The organism is Allosphingosinicella sp., assembly GCF_035626655.1.
In the GTDB taxonomy this organism is placed as follows: Bacteria; Pseudomonadota; Alphaproteobacteria; order Sphingomonadales; family Sphingomonadaceae; genus Allosphingosinicella.
Genome location: NZ_DASPNF010000010.1, coordinates 80592 through 99189 on the forward strand (window position 1 = coordinate 80592; position 18598 = coordinate 99189).

An 18598-nucleotide genomic window follows, 5' to 3' on the forward strand; every position below is an offset into this window, starting at 1 on the left:
ACCTCGTCGACCATCCCAATCTCGGAGTTAATGGGTCGCGGCTTCCGCCGGGATGACTATTTTGGGGAATCCGCTGCGGGTCCCGCAACGCCGCGCCGTCCTTACCGGCATGAACCCCGCCCGCCCGGGCCGGGGACCAGCCGCGAAAAAAGGACAGATCCGGTATGCGTCGCCTGCTTGCTTATTCCTGCCTCACCCCGCTTGCGCTCGTCGCGGTCTCCCAGGCCCAGGCCGAGCGGAAAGTGGAGACCAAGATCACCGCCCCGCTCAGCACCTCCACGGCGACCAACGGCGCGGCCGACAATATCACCATCACCACGGCAGGTGGCATCACCCTGACCGGCGGCACCGCGGTGACGCTCGACAGCAGCAATACGGTGACCAGCGCGGGCGCGCTCGCCATCCAGGGCGCGAACAACGCGACCGGCATCCTGGCGATGTCCGGCCTCACCGGCGGCATCACCAACAGCGGCACGATCACGATCGACGAGAATTACACGCCGGCCGACGCGGACAAGGACGGCGACCTGGACGGCCCCTTCGCCCAGGGCAGCAACCGCTTCGGCATCCGCATCGCCCCCGGCGGCACGTTCACGGGCAATGTTGTCAATTCGGGGACGATCACGATCGAAGGCAACACCAGTGCGGGCATCGCGCTGGACAGCCGCCTCAACGGCACCTTCACGAACAGCGGCACGATCAACGTGACCGGCGACAACAGCGTCGGCATCCGCGCGACCGATATCGCTGGCAACACCCGCATCGCCGGCGGCGTCAACGTGCGCGGCGCCAATGCGGTCGGCGTCTCGCTCGACGGCGACATAGCCGGCGCGCTCACCTTTCAGGGCACGGTCACCGCCAGCGGCTATCGCAGCATCCAGGCCCCCGCCGACGCCACCAAGCTCGACGCCGACGACCTGCTGCAGGGCGGCCCGGCGATCCGCATCCAGGGCGATGTCAGCGGCGGCATCCGCTTTGCCGTCCCGCCAGCGGACGCCAACAAGAACGACGACGACGAGGACGATGACGGCATCAAGGACAGCGAGGAGGGCGCCGCGCAGATCGTCTCCTACGGTGCCGCCCCGGCCGTCCAGATCGGCGCGGCTAACGGTCCCGTCAGCGTCGGCGCGGTGGCCGGCAATGCCAATGGCCACGGCCTGATCATCGACGGCGCGATCGGCGGCAATGGCGTCTATGCCAATGTCGACGGCAACGGCCTCGTGATCGGCGGCCTCGGCGGCAACGTCACCATTGCGGGCGGCATGACCGTCACCGGTGCGGTCACGGCCTCGTCCAACGGCGGCAGCGCGCAGGCGATCCGTATCGGCAGCGGCGCCAGCGTGCCCGAGATCCGGAGCAGCGGCGCGATCCGCGCCGCCGGTGGTCCCGACGCCGCGGATGTCGTGCGCGGCATCCAGATCGACCAGGGTGCGAGCGTCGTGGCGGTCCGTAATACCGGCCTGATCGAGGCGACCGGCGGCAAGGATGCCGATGTCGGCGCGATCGTCGACCGCACTGGCGGCGTCGGCCTGGTCGAGAATGGCGGCCGCGTCATCGCCAACCTCGCGACGGGCGGCAACGGCAAGCGCGTCGCGATCGACCTGTCCGGCAACAATGCGGGGGCGACCGTCCGCCAGTATCGGGTGAGCGATACCGCGCAGACGCCGCAGATCCAGGGCGACATATTGTTCGGCGGCGGCAACGACCTGCTCGACGTGACGGCAGGCTCGGTCGCCGGCACCGCGCGCTTCGGCAATGGCGACGACCGGCTGCTGCTCAGCGGCGCCGGGAGCTTCGCCGGCCGCGCCGAGTTCGGCGCCGGCGCCGACCGGCTGGCGCTGACCGGCACCTCCGTCTTCACCGGAATCGCCGATTTCGGCGGCGGCGCGGATCTGCTGGAGATCGGCAACGGCACCCGCTTCGACGCGCAGCTGCTGAACAGCGCCGGCCTCGCCGTGAACGTGGCCGGCGGCACCTTCCAGGCAGCGCAGACCGGCAACGTCCAGCTCGCCTCGCTGACCCTCGGGGCCAACAGCCGCCTCGGGATCGACATCAACACCGAGACGGGCGTCCGCACCAATTATGTCGTCGCCGGCAATGCCGCCTTCGGCACCGGGACGAAGCTCGCCGTCCGCCTCAACAGCATCACCGCCTCGCCGGGCCGCTATTCCTTCCTGCAGGCGGGCTCGGTGACCGGCGGCGCGAACCTGGCCTTCGACGATGCCAGCCTGCCGATCCTGTTCCGCGGGACGGTGGAGAGCGGCGCCAACGAGGTCGCGCTCGTGATCAGCCGGCGCACCGCCGCCGATCTCGGCCTGAACGGCTCGGCGACGCGCGCCTATGACGCGATCTTCGAATCGCTCGACAATGACGAGGAGATCGCCTCGGTCTTCCTCGGCATGCACGACCGCGAGGCGGCGCAGGAGGCGATGGCCCAGATGCTGCCCAACCATGCCGGCGGCGTCTTCGAGACGGTGACCGTGGCCTCGCGCGCCACCGCCCGCTTCCTCGCCGATCCCAATCCGGCGGTGCTCGACATGCAGGGCTGGGGTTTCTGGCTGCAGCAGGCGGCCTGGGGCACGTCGAAGGAGACCGGCTCGACCGCCGCCTTCGACGTCTCGGGCTGGGGCGCGGCCGGCGGCGCGGAGCTGCAGCTCGGCGGCGCGGGCAATCTCGGCCTCAGCCTCGCCTATCTGGCGGGCAAGGACGCCAATGGCGACAACGACAATCAGGTCCGCTCCGACCAATATGAGCTCGCGGCCTATTGGCGGCTGCGGCGCGGCGGCTTCAACGCCTTTGCCCGCGCCTCGGCAGCGATGATCGACTTCACGGGCCTGCGCTACTTCGCCGGACTCGATCAGCAGGGCCAGGCGGTGACCCGCACGGCAGCCGGCAATTGGAACGGCCAGCTTTATTCCGCCTCGGCCGGCCTGTCCTATGAGCTGCGCATGGGCCGACTCTCGCTGCGGCCCGCCGCATCGATCGATTATTACAAGCTGAGCGAGGACGGCTATACCGAGACGGGCGGCGGCGACGGCTTCAACCTCGTCGTCGAGGACCGCGACAGCGACGAGCTGGCGGGCACCGTCACGCTCGCGGCCGGGCTCAATTTCGGCAGCGCCGAAGAGGGTCGGACCTGGATCCGCACCGAGATCGAGGGCGGCCGCCGCCAGATCCTGGGCGGGTCGCTCGGCGCCACCGTCGCCCGCTTCGAGGGCGGCGATCCGTTCACGCTGGAGCCGGAGGCGCGCACCGACGGCTGGACCGGGGCGCTGCGCGTGATCGGCGGCAGCGACGGGACGGTGCTCGGCGCCGAGCTTTCGGCGGAGGAGCAGAGCGGCCGCGCCTCGGTGGCGTTCCGGGTGTCGTTCGGCTTCGGCTTCTAGGCGACCGGCGGGGCCTGGCCGGCCAGCTCCTTGAGCGGGACGGCCGGGTCCGCCAGCGCCGCCTTGTCCGGGGCAGCGCCGGCCTCGACCAGCTTGCGACCCTGGACATAGTCCCTGACCGCATTGACGCAGTCGAGCGCGATGACGCGGTTCCGCTTCAGGTAGACGACCGAGAAGCTGCGCGCCGCGGGATCGCCGCGGACGACGAGATCGTCATGACCCTGGCAGAGGCCGACGGTCTGCAGCTTCAGGTCATACTGGTTCGACCAGAACCAGGGCGTCGCCCTATAAGGCTGGGGCGCGCCCATGATCGCGGCGGCGACGACGTTCGCCTGGTCGTGGGCGTTCTGCACGGATTCGAGGCGGATGCGCGCGCCGCCGGCGAAGCGGTTCGCATGGGCGGCGCAGTCGCCGATCGCATAGACGTCCGCGAGGCTGGTCCGGCAATATTCGTCGACATGGACGCCGTTGCCGGTCTCGGCGCCGGCCTCGGCAAGCGGGCCGGTCGCGGCGTCGATGCCGATGCCGGCAACGATCAGATCGGCGCGGACGATCTCGCCGCTGCCGAGCTTCACACCCTCGGGCACGACCGAGTCCAGGCCCGTGCCGGTGCGCACGTCCACGCCATGGGCGCGGTGCTCGGCCTCGTAGAAGCGCGAGACAGGCTCGCCGGCGACGCGCGAGAGCACGCGGCCGAGCGCCTCGAGCAAGACGACCTCGCGGCCGAGCTTGCGCAACACCGCCGCGGCCTCCAGCCCGATATAGCCGCCGCCGATCACGGCGACGCGCCTCACCTCGGGCAGCTCGGCGAGCAGCCGATCGGTGTCGCGGCGGTCGCGGATCGTATGGACTCGCTCGAAGCCGGCGCAGGCAAGGCGCTTCGGCTGGCCGCCGGTCGCCCAGATCAGTGTTCCGTAGCCGAGCGACCCGCGGTCGGCGAGAGTCACGCGCTTCGCCGCCGGGTCCACGGCGACGACCGGCTGGCCCAGCAGCAAGGCGACCTCGCGCTCCGCCCAGAAGGACACCGGGCGGATCAGCAGCCGCTCGAACTCTTTCTCGCCGGCCAGATAATCCTTGGACAATGGCGGGCGCTCATAGGGCGGGTCGGGCTCCGCGCCGACGATGGCCAGCGAGCCAGCGAAGCCGTTCTGGCGCAAGGCGATCGCCGCCTGCGCGCCGCCATGGCCGCCACCCACGATCAGGACGTCGTAACGCGTCATCATCCCGCTCCTTGCGGCGCGCCTGCCGGAATTTCAATTGCGCGGCGCAGGGCGCGCGGCCAATGCTGGAGCGATGCAGCAGATGGTCGACCGCAACGGGCTCCGGGTCGCGGAGCCGCTCGCACGCTTCCTCGAGGAGGAGGCGCTTCCCGGCACGGGTCTCGAGGCCGGGGCCTTCTGGACCGGTGTCGCCGGCATCTTCGCAAAGCTCAGCCCGGAAAACCGCCGGCTGCTCGCGATCCGCGACGCGCTTCAGGCGAGGATCGACGCCGAGCCTGCGCGAAGCGGCGATCCCGCCTTCCTGCGGGAGATCGGCTATCTCGCCGACGAGCCGCCGCCCTTCACCATCGATCCGGAGAATGTCGACGACGAGGTGGCGCGGATCGCCGGCCCGCAGCTCGTGGTACCCGTGCTCAACGCCCGCTTCCTGCTCAACGCCGCCAATGCGCGCTGGGGCAGCCTCTACGACGCGCTCTACGGAACCGATGCCTTGCCGGGAAAGGCGAGCGGCCCCGGCTATGATGCCGAGCGCGGCGCGCAGGTGATCGCGCGTGCCCGCGCCTTCCTCGACGAGACTTTGCCCGGCTGGGAGGGAGCGGTTGGCGGCGGCGATCATCCGGCCCTGGTCGCGCGCAAGGACGGAGCCCTGCTGTTTCGCCACAACGGCCTCCATGTCGAGCTGGTCGTTGACGCGGACCATCCGATCGGCCGGGACGATCCGCTCGGCATTGCCGACGTGCTTCTGGAAAGCGCGCTCACCACGATCGTCGATCTGGAGGACAGCGTCGCGGCGGTGGATGCCGGGGACAAGGTCGCCGCCTATCGCAACTGGCTCGGCCTGATGAAGGGCGACCTCAGGGCCAGCTTTGCCAAGGGCGGCGGCACCGTCGACCGGGCGCTGAACGCGGACCGCGTCTATGGCGAGTTCGTGCTGCCGGGCCGCGCGCTGCTGTTCGTGCGCAATGTCGGCCATCTGATGACGACGCCGGCGGTCCATCTCCCCGACGGTTCGGAGGCGCCGGAGGGCATTCTCGACGCGATCGTCACGAGCCTGATCGCGCTCCACGACCTCAAGGGCCTCGGCCGCTTCCGCAACAGCCGCGCCGGCTCGATCTATATCGTGAAGCCCAAGATGCACGGGCCCGAGGAGGCGGCCTTCGCCAACGCGTTGTTCGACGCGGTCGAGGATCTGCTCGGTCTCGTCCGCCACACGGTCAAGGTCGGGCTGATGGACGAGGAGCGGCGCACCTCCGCCAATCTCGCCGCCTGCATCCACGCGCTTCGCCATCGGATCGTGTTCATCAACACCGGCTTTCTCGACCGCACCGGCGACGAGATCCACACCTCGATGCGCGCCGGGCCGATGATCCCCAAGGCGGAGATGAAGGGCAGCCAGTGGATCAAGGCCTATGAGGACCGCAACGTCCGCATCGGCCTCGCCGCCGGCTTTTCCGGCAAGGCGCAGATCGGCAAGGGCATGTGGGCGGCGCCCGACCTGATGGGCGACATGCTCGCGCAGAAGATCGGCCATCCGCAGGCCGGCGCGAACACCGCCTGGGTGCCGAGCCCGACCGCAGCGACCCTGCACGCGCTCCATTATCACCAGGTCGACGTCTTCGCCCGGCAGGCCAAGCTGGCCGGCGAGGCGGTGCCGCCGCTCGAGGCCTTGCTGACGGTCCCGCTGGCCACCGGCCGGAACTGGACGCCGGAGCAGGTCCGCGCCGAGCTCGACAACAATGCGCAGGGCATCCTCGGCTATGTCGTGCGCTGGATCGACCAGGGCGTCGGCTGCTCCAAGGTGCCTGACATTCACGATGTCGGCCTGATGGAGGACCGCGCGACCCTGCGCATCTCCTCCCAGCATATCGCCAACTGGCTGCTGCACGGCGTCTGCACGGCGGACGAGGTGGAGGCCGCGCTGCGCCGCATGGCCGCCTGCGTCGACGCCCAGAATGCGGACGATCCCTATTACCGGCCGATGAGCGGCAACGAGGAGACGAGCCTCGCCTTCCAGGCCGCCCGCGCTTTGGTCTTCGAGGGCGCGGCGCAGCCGAACGGCTATACCGAGCCCCTGCTTCATGCCTTCAGGCTGAGGGCCAAGGCACTCGGCTTCTGCCCCGCGCAGTGACGCGAAACTGTCATATTCCTGTCATGGAACCTCCCGCAAACCGCTATAGCCGGGTCTCATAGCCGCCTCGGCGGATTGGGAGGGCCGCCCGGATGATGAATGGCAATCTGCTGCTGGTCGAGGACGATCCGGCGCTGGCGGACCTGCTGAAATGGCATTTCGAGCGCGAGGATTTCCGCGTCTCGCACACGCCGGACGGCGACGAGGCGCTGCTGCTGGCCGCGGAGACGCCGCCCGACATCATCCTGCTCGACTGGATGATCGAGGGCATTTCCGGGCTCGAAGTCTGCCGTCGCGTCCGCCGCGCGCCGGAGACGGCGAACGTGCCGATCATCATGCTGACCGGCCGCGGCGAGGAGGCGGACCGGGTGCGAGGGCTCGAGACCGGCGCGGACGATTATGTCACCAAGCCGTTCAGCCCGCGCGAGCTGGTCGCCCGGGTCCGCGCCGTGCTCCGCCGCGTGCGGCCGGCGCTGGCCGGCGAGGTGCTGAAGTTCGCCGACCTCGAGATGGACATCGTCAGCCACAAGGTGAAGCGGGCCGGGAAGACGATCCCGCTCGGGCCGACGGAATTCCGCCTGCTGCGCCATTTCCTCGAACATCCGGGCCGCGTGTTCAGCCGGGCGCGCCTGCTCGATTCGGTCTGGGGGCGCGACCGCGACATCGAATTGCGCACCGTCGACGTCCACATCCGCCGGCTCCGGCAGGCGATCAACATCGGCGGCAAGCCCGAATTGATCCGCACGGTCCGCTCCGCGGGCTATGCCCTCGACGACGATGGCGGCTGATGTGCTAGAGTGGCGCTCCTCCACCGGGGAGTGATCGGGACGACATGGCCGCACGCAGCCTCAGCCATCGCGAGAAGCGCCTGATCCAGGTCGCGCTGGCGCTCGTCATCCTCGTCCTCGTCTCACTGCTGTTGCGCGGCGGCGGCGAGGCGCCGCCGCCCGGCCCGGCGGCAAGGGTCGCGGCGCCACCGCCCGCGGCCGCGCCCGTGCCGGTCCCGGTCGCCGCGGCGCCCGCGCCCGTGGTGCCGGCCGCCGACCTTTCGCAACTGCGGCTGCACGGCCTGCTCGCCAGTGGCGCGGTGATCTCCACGGCCAATGGCGGGCAGCGGCTGGTCCCGGTCGGGCGCGAGGCGGTGCCGGGGCTGACCCTGGTCCGCATCGAGCAGAGCCACGCCGTCTTCCAGGGCGCGGGCGGCGAGGTCCGGCTCGGCTTCGACGGCGTCGCCCGGGCCGATCCGTCCGCCGCGGCGGCCGCGGCACGAGCGCCCCTGGCGGCCGGCGAGGCGGGGCACAGCGAGGAGACTTTGCGCTACCGGCTCGGCCTCGCGCCGCGCATGGCGGGCGGGAGGGTGACCGGCTATACGGTCCGCTCGAACGTCGAGATGCCCGCGCTCGCCCGCGCCGGCATCCGGCCCGGCGACGTCATCGTCTCGGTCAACGGCGCCAATTTCGACGAGGAACGGCTGCAGGAGCTGGCCTGGAACATCGCCAATTCCTCGCAGACGCGGCTCGAGGTCGAACGGGGCGGGCGCCGGCTCCAGCTGACCCTCGCGCCGGGCTGAGCGAACGCCCGGTTCATGACATCCAGATGACGGAACGGCGTCGTTGACGTGACGCTTAAGTTACGGAAATTAAACGTATAATTGCGTCGTTTCTGTAACAAAACCATCATCCACCACCCCTAGCTGGCAAGGCGAAGGCGGCCACCCTGTCGAGTCGCCCGCAACGCCAATCGGGGGTTATCATGTCGACATTCCGTGCCCTGCTCCTCGTCACCACCCTGCTTCCCCTGGCCGCCTGCGGACCCACCGACGTCGCCTCGCCCGGCGAAGGCACGATCGTCGTCCCGGCGCCGACCCCGCCCGCGCCGCCGCCCCCGCCGCCCGCCGGCGGCGGCACCCCCGCCGCCGCCTGCCCGGCCGGCGGCTATATCGACCGCGGCGTCGTCGGCACCCGCCGCGCCTGCGAGCTGCCGACCCGCTTCACCGTCGACACCACGATCCAGAACGCGCCGGGCGTCGCCTACTCGATCGCGGGGCCGGTCAATGTCGGCACCGATTGCGGCGGCGACACGGCCGCGCCGCTCGCGGGCTGCCAGGGCGTGACCCTGACCATCCAGGCCGGCACCCTGCTCTTCGCCTCCGCCGGCAACGACTATCTGGTGGTCAATCGCGGCTCGCGGATCAGCGCGATCGGCACGCCGACCAGCCCGATCATCTTCACCGCCCGCAACAATCTGCTCGGCACCACGACCGACGCCAGCCAGGGCCTCTGGGGCGGCATCATCATCCTCGGCCGCGCCCCGATCTCGGACTGCAACACCGCGGTCCCGGGCGGCTCCGCCAACTGCCAGCAGGTGATCGAGGGCACGACCGGCGCGCTCTATGGCGGCGCCTCGCCGAACGATAATTCGGGCAGCTTCCAATATGTCCAGATCCGCTATTCGGGCTTCGGGATCGCGCCGGGTAACGAGCTCCAGGGCCTCACGCTGGGCGGCGTCGGCCAGCTGACCGCGATCGATCACGTCCAGATCCACAACAGCTCGGACGACGGCATCGAGATTTTCGGCGGCCGGCCGAACCTCAGGCATATCGTGATCACCGGCGCGGACGATGACGGGCTCGACACCGACCTCGGCTATCGCGGCACGATCCAGTTCGTGATCGGCGTGCAGCGCGACAGCTCGAACGGCGATTCGATGATCGAGGCCGACTCGAACGGCAACGAGGACGCGCTGCCGCGGCAATATACCCGCGTCTCCAACGCCACCTTCGTGCAGCGCTCCACCGTCCAGGGCCTCAACACGATGCTGATCCGCGGCGGCGCCGACTACGCCCTGCTCAACAGCGTCGTCGTCGGCACCACCAACTGCCTCGACATTGACGGCACCGCCGGCACGACGACCCGCGCGGCCGACGCGGCCCTGCAGGATCTCGGCGCGCCGGTCTTCCGCTCGGTGGTGATGTCCTGCACCAATCCGTTCGCCAATGACGGCAATCTGCAGGCCGAGACGGCGACCGCATTCGGCACCGGCACGAACAACAACAATTCGGCCTATACGCCGTCGCTCGCCAGCGTCTTCATCAACGGCGGCAACGAGGCGGCGGTCCCCGCGACCGACCCGACCGCGTTCAACGCCGACAGCTTCGCCGGCGCGGGCCAGCCGAATGCGGCGGCCCCGAACCGGCTCACCGCGGTGACCTGGATCGGCGCGGTCCAGAATGCCGGGGACACCTGGTACCAGAACTGGACCTGCTCCGCGTCCTACGTCGCCTTCGGCGGCACGGGCGGCAATTGCTCGGTCACGCCGGCCTGATCGCGAACCCACGCCAACCATGACGGGGGGAACGAGAATGAACCGGACACTGACTTACGCGGGCCTGCTTTTCACGACGGCGCTGGTCGCGCCGGGGGTTGCCTTTGCCCAGGCGCAGCCGGCCGCCGAGGCCGAGGCGCCGGCGGACGAGGCCCCGGCCGCCGAAGACGCCGCCCAGCCGGAAGGCGATGCCAGCCAGGACGTGGAAGTCTCCGCGCCCGGTGCCGACATCGTCGTCACCGGCACCAGGGGGCCGAACAGCATCATCCGGCAGACGCCGCAGGTCGTCTCGGTCCTCTCCGGCGCGGACATCGCCCGCACCGGCGAGGGCGACATTGCGGGCGCGCTGCAGCGCGTCACCGGCCTCTCCGTGGTCGGCAACGGCTTCGTCTTCGTCCGCGGCCTCGGCGACCGCTACTCGCTGGCGCTGATGAACGGCTCGCCCTTGCCCAGCCCGGAGCCGCTGCGCCGCGTGGTTCCGCTCGACATCTTCCCGACGGGCGTGATCGCCTCCTCGCTCGTCCAGAAGAGCTATTCGGTCAATTATCCGGGCGAGTTCGGCGGCGGCGTGATCAACCTCACCACCCCGGCCGTGCCGCGCGAGGCCTTCCTCGACGTCAGTGCCTCGGTCAGCGGCGACACCGAGACGACCGGCCATATCGGCTATTCCTATTTCGGCTCGGACAGCGACTGGTCGGGCTTCGACGACGGCACCAGGGATTTCCCGGCCGCGCTGCGCAACGTCATGGTCGCGGGCACGTTCAACGGCACGACCGATGCCGAGCGCCGCGACTTCGCCGCCAGCCTGGTCAACGCGCCGACCACCCTGCTGCAGCGCATGACCGACACGCCCTATAACGGCTCCGGCGAGGTCAGCGGCGGCGCCTCGACCGAGATCAGGGGCGGGCGCATCGGCTTCATCGCCGCGGCCGGCTACTCGAACGGCTGGCGCTCGCGCGACGCGCTCCAGCAGACCTCGCTCGACCCCGGCCTGGCGGGAACGCCGCAGACCAGCTTCCGGCGAGTCACCACCGACAACCGGATCATCGTCAACGCCATGCTCGGCCTCGGCGCCGAATTCGGGCCGCACCGGATCCGCTGGACCAATCTCTACATCCGCGACTCGCTGAAGCAGGGCCGGTTGGCGGCCGGCTTCAACAGGTCGGTCCAGGACCAGGATCCGGCGCTGCCGCCCTCGGTCATGGAGCAGAACAGCTACTGGTTCGAACGGCAGCTGATCACCACGCAGCTGGTCGGCGAGTTCCGCTTCGGCAATTTCAGCGTGGACCTGCGCGGCGCCTGGGCCAATTCGCAGCGCGAATCTCCCTACGAGCGGGACATTTCCTACGTCTATCTGGGCGACAACAATCCCGCGACCTCGGGTCCGGGCGACGTCGACGATTATATCAACAACCTCACTTCAGCCGGCCAGTCGGCGACGGTCGCCTTCAGCGACCTGACCGAGGACGTCTGGTCGGGCGGGATCGATCTCGCCTACCGGTTCGAGGCACCGGTGCCGGTCACCGTCTCGGCGGGCTATAACTATACCCGCACCGAGCGTTCGGCCTCGCGCTTCCAGTTCCAGTATTTCCGGCCCGACGGCGCGCTGCCGCTCGCGGTGGCGCAGGAGCGGCCGGACTTCCTGCTCTCCGACTTCAACATCTACACCTTCAACATCCAGCTCCGCGACATTTCGGGCGCGGAGGGTACGGCTTCCTATGTCGCTGACCTGACGGTCCACGGCCTCTACGGCCAGGTCGAGGCGGAGATCACCGATACCCTGCGCGCCACGGTCGGCGCCCGCTACGAGGATGGCGACCAGAACGTGCAGCCGGTGGGCAGCCTGGTCGCGCCGACCAGGATCGCCAACAGCTACTGGCTGCCGGCGGCGACGGTCACCTGGCAGTTCCTGCCCGACATGCAGCTCCGCCTGCACGCGTCGAAGACGATCGCCCGGCCGCAATTCCGCGAGCTCGCACCGCAAATCTACCAGGATTTCGAATCCGACCGCGAATTCACCGGCAACCCCTTCCTGCAGGACAGCGAGCTGTTCAACGCGGAGGCGCGCTACGAATATTATTTCGCGTCGGGCCAGCGGCTCTCGGTTGCGGGCTTCTACAAGAAGATCGACAATCCCATCGAGGCGGCCGCCTTCTTTGCGGGCGGCGGCCAGCTGCGCACCGGCTTCGCCAATGCCCCCGAGGCGGAGCTGTACGGCGCCGAGGTCGAGGTGCAGGCGCATCTGCCCCTGACGGCCCTGGGCGGCAGCTTCTGGGACAGCCGGCGGCTGCTCTTCATCGCCAACTACACCTACACCAGGTCGCAGATCACCGCGGACGGCTCGACGATCGTCGGTCCGGACCTGCAGCCGGTGGCGGCCAATTTGCTGTTCCAGGATGGCGCGCCGCTGACCGGCCAGTCCGACCATCTGGTCAACCTGCAGATCGGCATCGAGGATACGGAAAGCGTCAGCCAGGCGACCTTCCTGCTCAGCTATGCCAGCGAACGGGTCACCAACCGCGGCCCGATCCAGGGCCTGCTCCGCCAGCCCGACATCATCGAACGGCCGGGGCTCAGGCTGGACTTCGTGCTGCGCCAGGAGGCGCCGATCTTCGGCAACCGCGTCGAATTCAAGTTCGAGGCGCGCAACCTCTTCGGCCGGGACTATGAGGAATTCCAGCGGGCCGGGGACAATCGGATCGACATCAATTCCTACCGGGTCGGCACGAGCTTCAGCCTCGGGGCGACGGTGCATTTCTGAGATTGGGAGGGAGGCTCCCGCCTCCCTTTCCGTTCGGGCTGAGCTTGTCGAAGCCCCGCCTTTCTCTTCCTCTCCCAAGGAAGGGCAGCCCTTCGACAGGCTCAGGGCGAACGGAGCGAGGCGTGTCAGCCCGACCTCCTTACTCCCAATATCCTGCCGCTTCCCCCGCAACCTTCAGCGCTTCTTCCGCCGCGGCGATGGCCTCGGCGGCGGCGGCCTTGCGGCGCAGGCGCCGGGCATTGCCGCGCAGGCCGGGCGCGAGCCTGGTGGTGATCGCCTGCGCGGCTTCGGCATCGTTGAGGTCGCCGAGGCTTTCCTGCAGATCCTTCAGGGCGGTCACGAAGCGGTCGCGGCGGGCGAGCTTCGGCCGCTTTGCCGAGAGGCCGGCAAGGAATTCGGCCGAATAGCGCAACTTCTTCACGTCGAGGCGCAGGCGGTGGCGATCCTCGGCGCCGGCCTTGCCGAGCTTCTCGCCATTGCGCTTCACGCGCCGCCATTGCCGGCTGAGCTGCTCGGCGGCGAGGCCGGGGAGATCCCGCATTGCACGGTCGCGGAAGCGCCAGGCTCCGGCCTCGATCCAGAGCGACAGGTTGAGCATCAATGCGCGCACCCGGTCCGAGCCCAGAGCCGCCTCGACCCTGTCATAGGCCTTGGCCCGCGCCTTCAGCAGCCGCTCGCGCACATTCTCCTCCGCGCCGAGGCCCTCCTCGCCGGCAAGCAGGACGTCCAGGTTGCGGGCGTCGCCGAACTGGCCGGCCAGCCAGCCAAGCTCCTCCCGGAGCTCGGGATAGTCCTTGCCGCGGACGGTCGGCCGGAAGAGCGACAGGGCCGAGCGGAGACGGCGAAGGGCGATCCGGGCCTGATGGAGCGAATCGGCGTCGCGCTGCTCGAGCAGGACCATCTCGTTGAGCCGATAGTGGCGCAGACAGGCCTGGGCGACGGCGCGAAAGGCGGCCCCCTCGGTGACCGGCACCGGCAGGACGACGGGTTCCGCCCGTGCCGCCTCGCCGAACCTGCGTTCGGCCAGCACATAGGCGCGCTCTGCCTTGCTGAGGACGCCGAGCCGGAGCGGCAGCGCCGCGCCGATCTCTCCGGCGAGCGCGAACAAGGCGCGCGGCTTGCCAGACTTGAGCTCGAGCTCGAGCTCGCAGAGCGGCGCCTCGGCCTTGCCGGCCGCGACCTTGCCTTCGTCGAGCACCACCTCGATCACGCTGTCCTTGCGGGTGACCAGCCAGATCGTCCGGCGGAATGTCGAGCGGACCTGCTGCTTCAGCGGTCCGGTCGCCTCGGTTTCCAGAAGCTTGCCGAGCGGCGTCTTTGCCAGCGCCGCATCGTCGAGCGCAAAGCCCGGCACGTCCGTTTCCCATTCGCGTCGCCGGAACAGGCCGGCCGCAGCGGCCGGCTTGTGCTTGACCGCCTGGATGTGGCGCCCGCCCGCCTTGCGCACGCGGAGCGAATAGCCGGAACGGCGAACGAAGCCGTCCCTGGTGTCGTAATAGACGGTGTCCGCTTCGGTGATTTCAGGCGTGATGCCGGTGAGCGGCGCGCTCGCCTTCAGCGCCTCGCAATCCGCAGCCGCGACGTCGAATTTCAGCTCGACTTCGTCCGACATGGCTTCCCCGCCGAGCGCTTCCCCCGGTGGCTGGATTACATAGCTTTGTTACAATTTAGATTAGTTTTTGTGTCAGCTCGCGGAGACCGCCCTCAGGCGAGGATCGACCTGTCCATCCCGGAGACCTTCGTCGTCCCCGTCAGCGCCATGGCGACGCGCATCTCCGCCTCGATGATCTCGAGCAGCCGCGCCACGCCGGCGCCGCCCTCAGCCGCCAGCGCCCAGGCCCAGGCCCGGCCGAGCAGGACGCCGTCCGCGCCCAGGGCCAGCATGCGCACGACGTCGAGGCCGGAGCGGACGCCGCCGTCCGCGAGGATGGCGAGCCGGTCGCCGACCGCGTCGGCAATGGCCGGCAAGGCGCGCGCCGTCGAGATCACGCCGTCCAGCTGCCGCCCGCCATGGTTGGAGACGACGATGCCGTCCGCTCCCGCATCGGCCGCGGCGCGCGCATCCTCGGGATCGAGGATGCCCTTGATCACGAACCTGCCGGGCCATGAAGCGCGCAGGCCCTCAATGTCCTTCCAGGTCAGGGTCGCGTCGAAATTGTTCGCGGACCATTTCAGGAAGTCGAGCAGGTTGGTCTGCCGGTCGAACAGATGTGCGACATTGCCGAGCGAATGGGGGCGGCCCCTGACGCCCACGTCCCAGGCCCAGCCCGGTTTGCCCAGCGCCTGCAGCAGGCGCCGCGCCTGGCTGGCGGGGCCGGGCGGCGCGTGCAGGCCGGAATGGACGTCGCGATAGCGCGAGCCGGGGACGGGCAGGTCGACGGTGAAGAAGAGCACCGGGCAGCCATGGCCCGCCGCTCTGGCGAGCATCTCCCGCGTGAAGCCGCGATCCTTCGTGATGTAGAGCTGGAACCAGATCGGCCTGTCCGTCCGGGCGGCGACCTCGTCCAGCGAGCAGCAGCTGACCGTGGAGAGGGTGAACTGGACGCCCGCCGCCTGCGCCGCGCGCGCCGCCTGCACCTCGCCGCGCCGCGCATACATGCCGGAGAGGCCGACCGGGCCGAGCGCGACGGGCAAAGCCAGCTTCTGGCCGAGGATCTCGGTCGAGAGATCGAGCGCGGAAACGTCGCGCAGCACGCGCTGGCGGAGCGCCACCTCGGCAAGGTCGGCGACGTTGCGGCGCAAAGTCACCTCGGCATAGGAGCCGCCGTCGATATAGTCGAACAGGAAGCGCGGCAGCCGCCGCCGGGCGGCCTCGCGGAAATCGGCGACGGAGGCGATGCGCATCGGGCGACTATAGTGGCCGCGCGCGCCCGGGCAATTTCCCCGCCGCGGGTCAGTCGACCGGCGCCGGCTCCAGCCTCGGCACCAGCAGATGGATGACCAGCAGGGCGACCAGATAGGCCGAGCCGGCGATCACGAACATCGGCACATAGCTGCCGGTCGAATCGAGCACCCAGCCGGTGAACTTCGCCATGAACATGCCGCCGATCGCGCCGATCGTGCCGCCGATGCCGATCACCGCGCCGACCGCCTTGCGCGGGAACAGGTCGGACGGGAGGGTGTAGAGATTGGCCGAGAAGCCCTGGTGCGCGGCCGTGGCGAGGCCGATCAGCAGCACCGCGCCCCAGACGCTCGAGACGAACGGCGCGAACATCACCGGCGGGACGCAGAGCGCGCAGACGAGCATCGCCGTCTTGCGCCCGCCATTCACGCTCCAGCCGCGCTTGATCAGCGCCGAGGAGAGCCAGCCGCCGGCGACCGAGCCGATGTCGGAGATGATGTAGATTGCGACCAGGGCGGGGCCGAAGGTCATCAGGTCGAGCCCGTGCTGACTGGCGAAGAAGGAGGGCAGCCAGAAGAGGAAGAACCACCAGATCGGATCGATGATGAACTTGCCGACCGCATAGGCCCAGGTCTGGCGATGCTTGAGCAGGCTGAGCCAGGGCACCTTGCCGGGCGTATCGGCGGGATCGCTCTCGATATGGGCGAGCTCGGCGGCCGACAGGTTCGCCTTCTCGCGCGGCCGGCGATAGACCGTCCACCAGACGGCGAGCCAGATGAAGACCAGGGCGCCGGTGACGAGGAAGGCGGCCCGCCAGCCGAAATAATAGACGAGGAACGGCGCCAGCATCGGCGTCAGGATCGCACCGATATTGGCGCCGGCGTTGAAGATCCCGATCGCGAAGGCCCGTTCCTGCTTCGGGAACCATTCGGCGACGGCCTTCACGCCCGCGGGGAAATTGCCCGATTCCCCGAGGCCGAGGGCGAAGCGGGCGGCCATGAAGCCCATGATGTCGCGGGCCGCCGAGGTCGCCATGGCGGCGAGGCCCCAGATGCCGGCGGCAAGCGAGTAGCCGAGGCGTGCCCCGAGCCGGTCGATCATGTGGCCGAAGATGAAATAGCCGATCGCGTAGGCGAGCTGAAAGGCGAAGACGATGTTGGCATAGTCGGTTTCGGTCCAGGCATATTCCGCCTGCAGCGTCGGCTTGAGGACGCTGATCATCTGCCGGTCGATATAGTTGATCGTGGTTGCGAAGAAGAGCAGCGCACAGATGCCCCAGCGGACGCGACCGACCCTTTCGGCCGCCTGCCGGACCGTCTCCCTGCCCGAGTCCGTCATCCCGCTCTCCCTCCCGCCTGTCGTCGCTTATTCCGGCCTCGCCGCCACCAGTCTGCAGGTCACCGCCAGCGCCTCGCTGAACCGGGCCTCCACCGCCTGGCCGGGCCTGGCGCGATGCACGCCGGTCACGGCGCCGGACGAGATCCACTGGCCGGGCGTGAGCTGGATGCCGCGCCGCGCCATCAGCTCGAACAGGAAGCGCGCGGCGCCGATCGCGCCGTCGGGGAAGGCGGCGGCCCGGCCGCGGCCGGCGACCTCGCCGCCGATCCGGCAGGTCACCTCCCATTGCTCGAAGCCGCTGCTGCGCCAGTCGGGGATTTCCGCGCCGACGACGAGGCCGTTATTGTTGCCGAAGTCGGAGACGACGGCGATCGGGCCGATCTCGTTGATCGTGCCGAGCGGCGAGCTGGCGATCTCGATGCCGGCATGGACGGCGTCGATCAGCTCGGCGGCCTCGGCGAGCGTGAAGCTGGTCTTGCCGGCGGGCGGCGCGGCGCCGATCCGCAGCAGGAACTCGGCCTCGCCCGCCGCAAAGCCCTCGGCGAAGACCGGCATCTCGGCCCCGTCCACCGCCTCGTCGAAGATCGGGCCGGCAAGCCGGTCGGTGCCGAACAGGTCGATCAGTTGCTCGGGCACCCGGCCGACCTTCCAGCCGACGACCGGGCGGCCCCAGGCGGCGATCGCCGCGTCCTGGATGGCATAGGCCTCGTCGAGGCTGGCGGGGAAGTCGCCGGGATAGGAATCGAGCCCGGCGGCGGCGCGGCGCGCGGCGAGGAATCGGCCGGCGATCCGGCTGCGGTCATCGACGAGGGTCACGCGCTCTCCAAACGGCTTTTCTTTTGGTGGTAATGGAAACCGGTGTCATAAGCAACCGGGCCGATACAGCCGACGACATTTTCAGCTGGGCCGAAGCGCGGCGGCGGCGCGGGCGCCCGCCTTTATCGCTTCCGGATCAACGGCTTGGCCGCGCGGCACGAGCCAGCTTCCGCCGATGCAGGCGACGGCCGGCTCGGCCAGCCAGGCGGGGGCAGTGTCCTGGGTGATGCCGCCGGTCGGACAGAAGCGGACCTCGCCGAAGACGGCGGCGAGCGCCTTCAGCACCGGCAGGCCGCCGGCCGCCTCGGCCGGGAAGAATTTGAGGCGCGTGAAGCCCAGGTCGCGGGCGCGCATGATGTCGCCCGTATTGCTCGTCCCGGGCAGGAAGGGGATGCCCGCCGAGGCCGCCGCCTCGCCCAGCCGCTCGGTCAGGCCGGGGCTGACGATGAATTCCGCGCCGGCGTCGAGCGCCTCGGCGAGCTGGCGTGGATCGAGCACCGTCCCCGCCCCGACGACCGCGCCGGGCACCTGACGCATCGCGCGGATCGCGTCGGGCGCCGCGGGCGTGCGGAGCGTCACTTCGAGCACATGCAGGCCGCCCTCGACCAAAGCCTCGGCGATCGGCAGCGCATCCTCGACCCGGTCGACGACCAGCACCGGGATGACGGGCGTCAGCGCCATGATGTCGTCGATCGTCCGCACCCGTGTCACTTTGCCTTGAGCATCATGGAAACCGGTGTCAGATTAAAGCCGCTCGCCTTTGCGGGCAAGGGCGCGCTAATC

At 69.7% G+C, this 18598-nt stretch carries 12 protein-coding genes; 6 read left to right on the plus strand and 6 right to left on the minus strand.

Going from position 1 to position 18598, the window contains the following annotated elements; translation table 11 throughout:
- The first annotated feature begins 164 nt into the window (after positions 1 to 164).
- On the plus strand, positions 165 to 3386 hold the full coding sequence (locus tag VEC11_RS08715) for an autotransporter outer membrane beta-barrel domain-containing protein (RefSeq protein ID WP_464130324.1): 3222 nt from the start codon (positions 165 to 167) through the stop codon (positions 3384 to 3386).
- Here VEC11_RS08715 and VEC11_RS08720 read toward each other — a convergent pair.
- Positions 3383 to 4606 carry an NAD(P)/FAD-dependent oxidoreductase gene (locus VEC11_RS08720; RefSeq protein WP_464131197.1) on the minus strand — a complete coding sequence of 408 codons (1224 nt, stop codon included), beginning with the start codon at positions 4604 to 4606 and terminating at the stop codon, positions 3383 to 3385. The two genes, VEC11_RS08715 and VEC11_RS08720, sit on opposite strands and share 4 nt — an antisense overlap.
- A gap of 73 nt (positions 4607 to 4679) precedes the next feature.
- Between VEC11_RS08720 and VEC11_RS08725 the strand changes: the two genes are divergently transcribed.
- The 5 genes from VEC11_RS08725 (at position 4680) to VEC11_RS08745 (ending at position 12819) form a co-directional block, all read left to right on the plus strand.
- A complete protein-coding gene (locus tag VEC11_RS08725; RefSeq protein ID WP_464130327.1) occupies positions 4680 to 6734 on the plus strand; it encodes a malate synthase G in 2055 nt (684 codons plus the stop codon).
- A 92-nt stretch (positions 6735 to 6826) separates the two neighbouring features.
- The gene (gene phoB, locus VEC11_RS08730) at positions 6827 to 7522 is read left to right on the plus strand and encodes a phosphate regulon transcriptional regulator PhoB (protein ID WP_464130328.1); all 696 of its coding nucleotides are present in this window, start codon (positions 6827 to 6829) and stop codon (positions 7520 to 7522) included.
- Between the two features lie 44 nt (positions 7523 to 7566).
- Positions 7567 to 8304: a PDZ domain-containing protein gene (locus tag VEC11_RS08735; RefSeq protein ID WP_464130329.1), complete on the plus strand. Its 738-nt coding sequence runs from the start codon at positions 7567 to 7569 to the stop codon at positions 8302 to 8304.
- 182 nt (positions 8305 to 8486) lie between these two features.
- Positions 8487 to 10058: a hypothetical protein gene (locus tag VEC11_RS08740; protein WP_464130330.1), complete on the plus strand. Its 1572-nt coding sequence runs from the start codon at positions 8487 to 8489 to the stop codon at positions 10056 to 10058.
- A 37-nt stretch (positions 10059 to 10095) separates the two neighbouring features.
- Positions 10096 to 12819 carry a TonB-dependent receptor domain-containing protein gene (locus VEC11_RS08745; protein WP_464130331.1) on the plus strand — a complete coding sequence of 908 codons (2724 nt, stop codon included), beginning with the start codon at positions 10096 to 10098 and terminating at the stop codon, positions 12817 to 12819.
- Positions 12820 to 12958: 139 nt separating this feature from the next.
- Here the strand turns inward: VEC11_RS08745 and VEC11_RS08750 are convergent, their stop codons facing one another.
- From VEC11_RS08750 to eda, 5 genes are all read right to left on the minus strand, one after another.
- A complete protein-coding gene (locus tag VEC11_RS08750; protein WP_464130332.1) occupies positions 12959 to 14431 on the minus strand; it encodes a CYTH and CHAD domain-containing protein in 1473 nt (490 codons plus the stop codon).
- Positions 14432 to 14523: 92 nt separating this feature from the next.
- A complete protein-coding gene (gene lldD / locus VEC11_RS08755; protein ID WP_464130333.1) occupies positions 14524 to 15663 on the minus strand; it encodes an FMN-dependent L-lactate dehydrogenase LldD in 1140 nt (379 codons plus the stop codon).
- A 49-nt stretch (positions 15664 to 15712) separates the two neighbouring features.
- Entirely contained in the window at positions 15713 to 16999 is a 1287-nt protein-coding gene (locus VEC11_RS08760; protein ID WP_464130334.1) for an MFS transporter, read from the minus strand.
- Between the two features lie 27 nt (positions 17000 to 17026).
- Positions 17027 to 17815: a 2-keto-4-pentenoate hydratase gene (locus VEC11_RS08765; protein WP_464130335.1), complete on the minus strand. Its 789-nt coding sequence runs from the start codon at positions 17813 to 17815 to the stop codon at positions 17027 to 17029.
- Between the two features lie 81 nt (positions 17816 to 17896).
- The gene (gene eda, locus VEC11_RS08770; protein WP_464130336.1) at positions 17897 to 18517 is read right to left on the minus strand and encodes a bifunctional 4-hydroxy-2-oxoglutarate aldolase/2-dehydro-3-deoxy-phosphogluconate aldolase; all 621 of its coding nucleotides are present in this window, start codon (positions 18515 to 18517) and stop codon (positions 17897 to 17899) included.
- Between the last annotated feature and the right edge of the window lie 81 nt (positions 18518 to 18598).

Bases quoted from the DNA above. Each gene is read 5' to 3' on its own strand.
- VEC11_RS08715 (WP_464130324.1), top strand. From the start codon at position 165: ATGCGTCGCCTGCTTGCTTATTCCTGCCTCACCCCGCTTGCGCTCGTC.
- VEC11_RS08745 (WP_464130331.1), top strand. From the start codon at position 10,096: ATGAACCGGACACTGACTTACGCGGGCCTGCTTTTCACGACGGCGCTG.
- VEC11_RS08720 (WP_464131197.1), bottom strand. From the start codon at position 4,606: ATGACGCGTTACGACGTCCTGATCGTGGGTGGCGGCCATGGCGGCGCG.
- lldD (WP_464130333.1), bottom strand. From the start codon at position 15,663: ATGCGCATCGCCTCCGTCGCCGATTTCCGCGAGGCCGCCCGGCGGCGG.
- VEC11_RS08760 (WP_464130334.1), bottom strand. From the start codon at position 16,999: ATGACGGACTCGGGCAGGGAGACGGTCCGGCAGGCGGCCGAAAGGGTC.
- VEC11_RS08725 (WP_464130327.1), top strand. From the start codon at position 4,680: ATGCAGCAGATGGTCGACCGCAACGGGCTCCGGGTCGCGGAGCCGCTC.
- VEC11_RS08735 (WP_464130329.1), top strand. From the start codon at position 7,567: ATGGCCGCACGCAGCCTCAGCCATCGCGAGAAGCGCCTGATCCAGGTC.
- phoB (WP_464130328.1), top strand. From the start codon at position 6,827: ATGATGAATGGCAATCTGCTGCTGGTCGAGGACGATCCGGCGCTGGCG.
- VEC11_RS08740 (WP_464130330.1), top strand. From the start codon at position 8,487: ATGTCGACATTCCGTGCCCTGCTCCTCGTCACCACCCTGCTTCCCCTG.
- VEC11_RS08750 (WP_464130332.1), bottom strand. From the start codon at position 14,431: ATGTCGGACGAAGTCGAGCTGAAATTCGACGTCGCGGCTGCGGATTGC.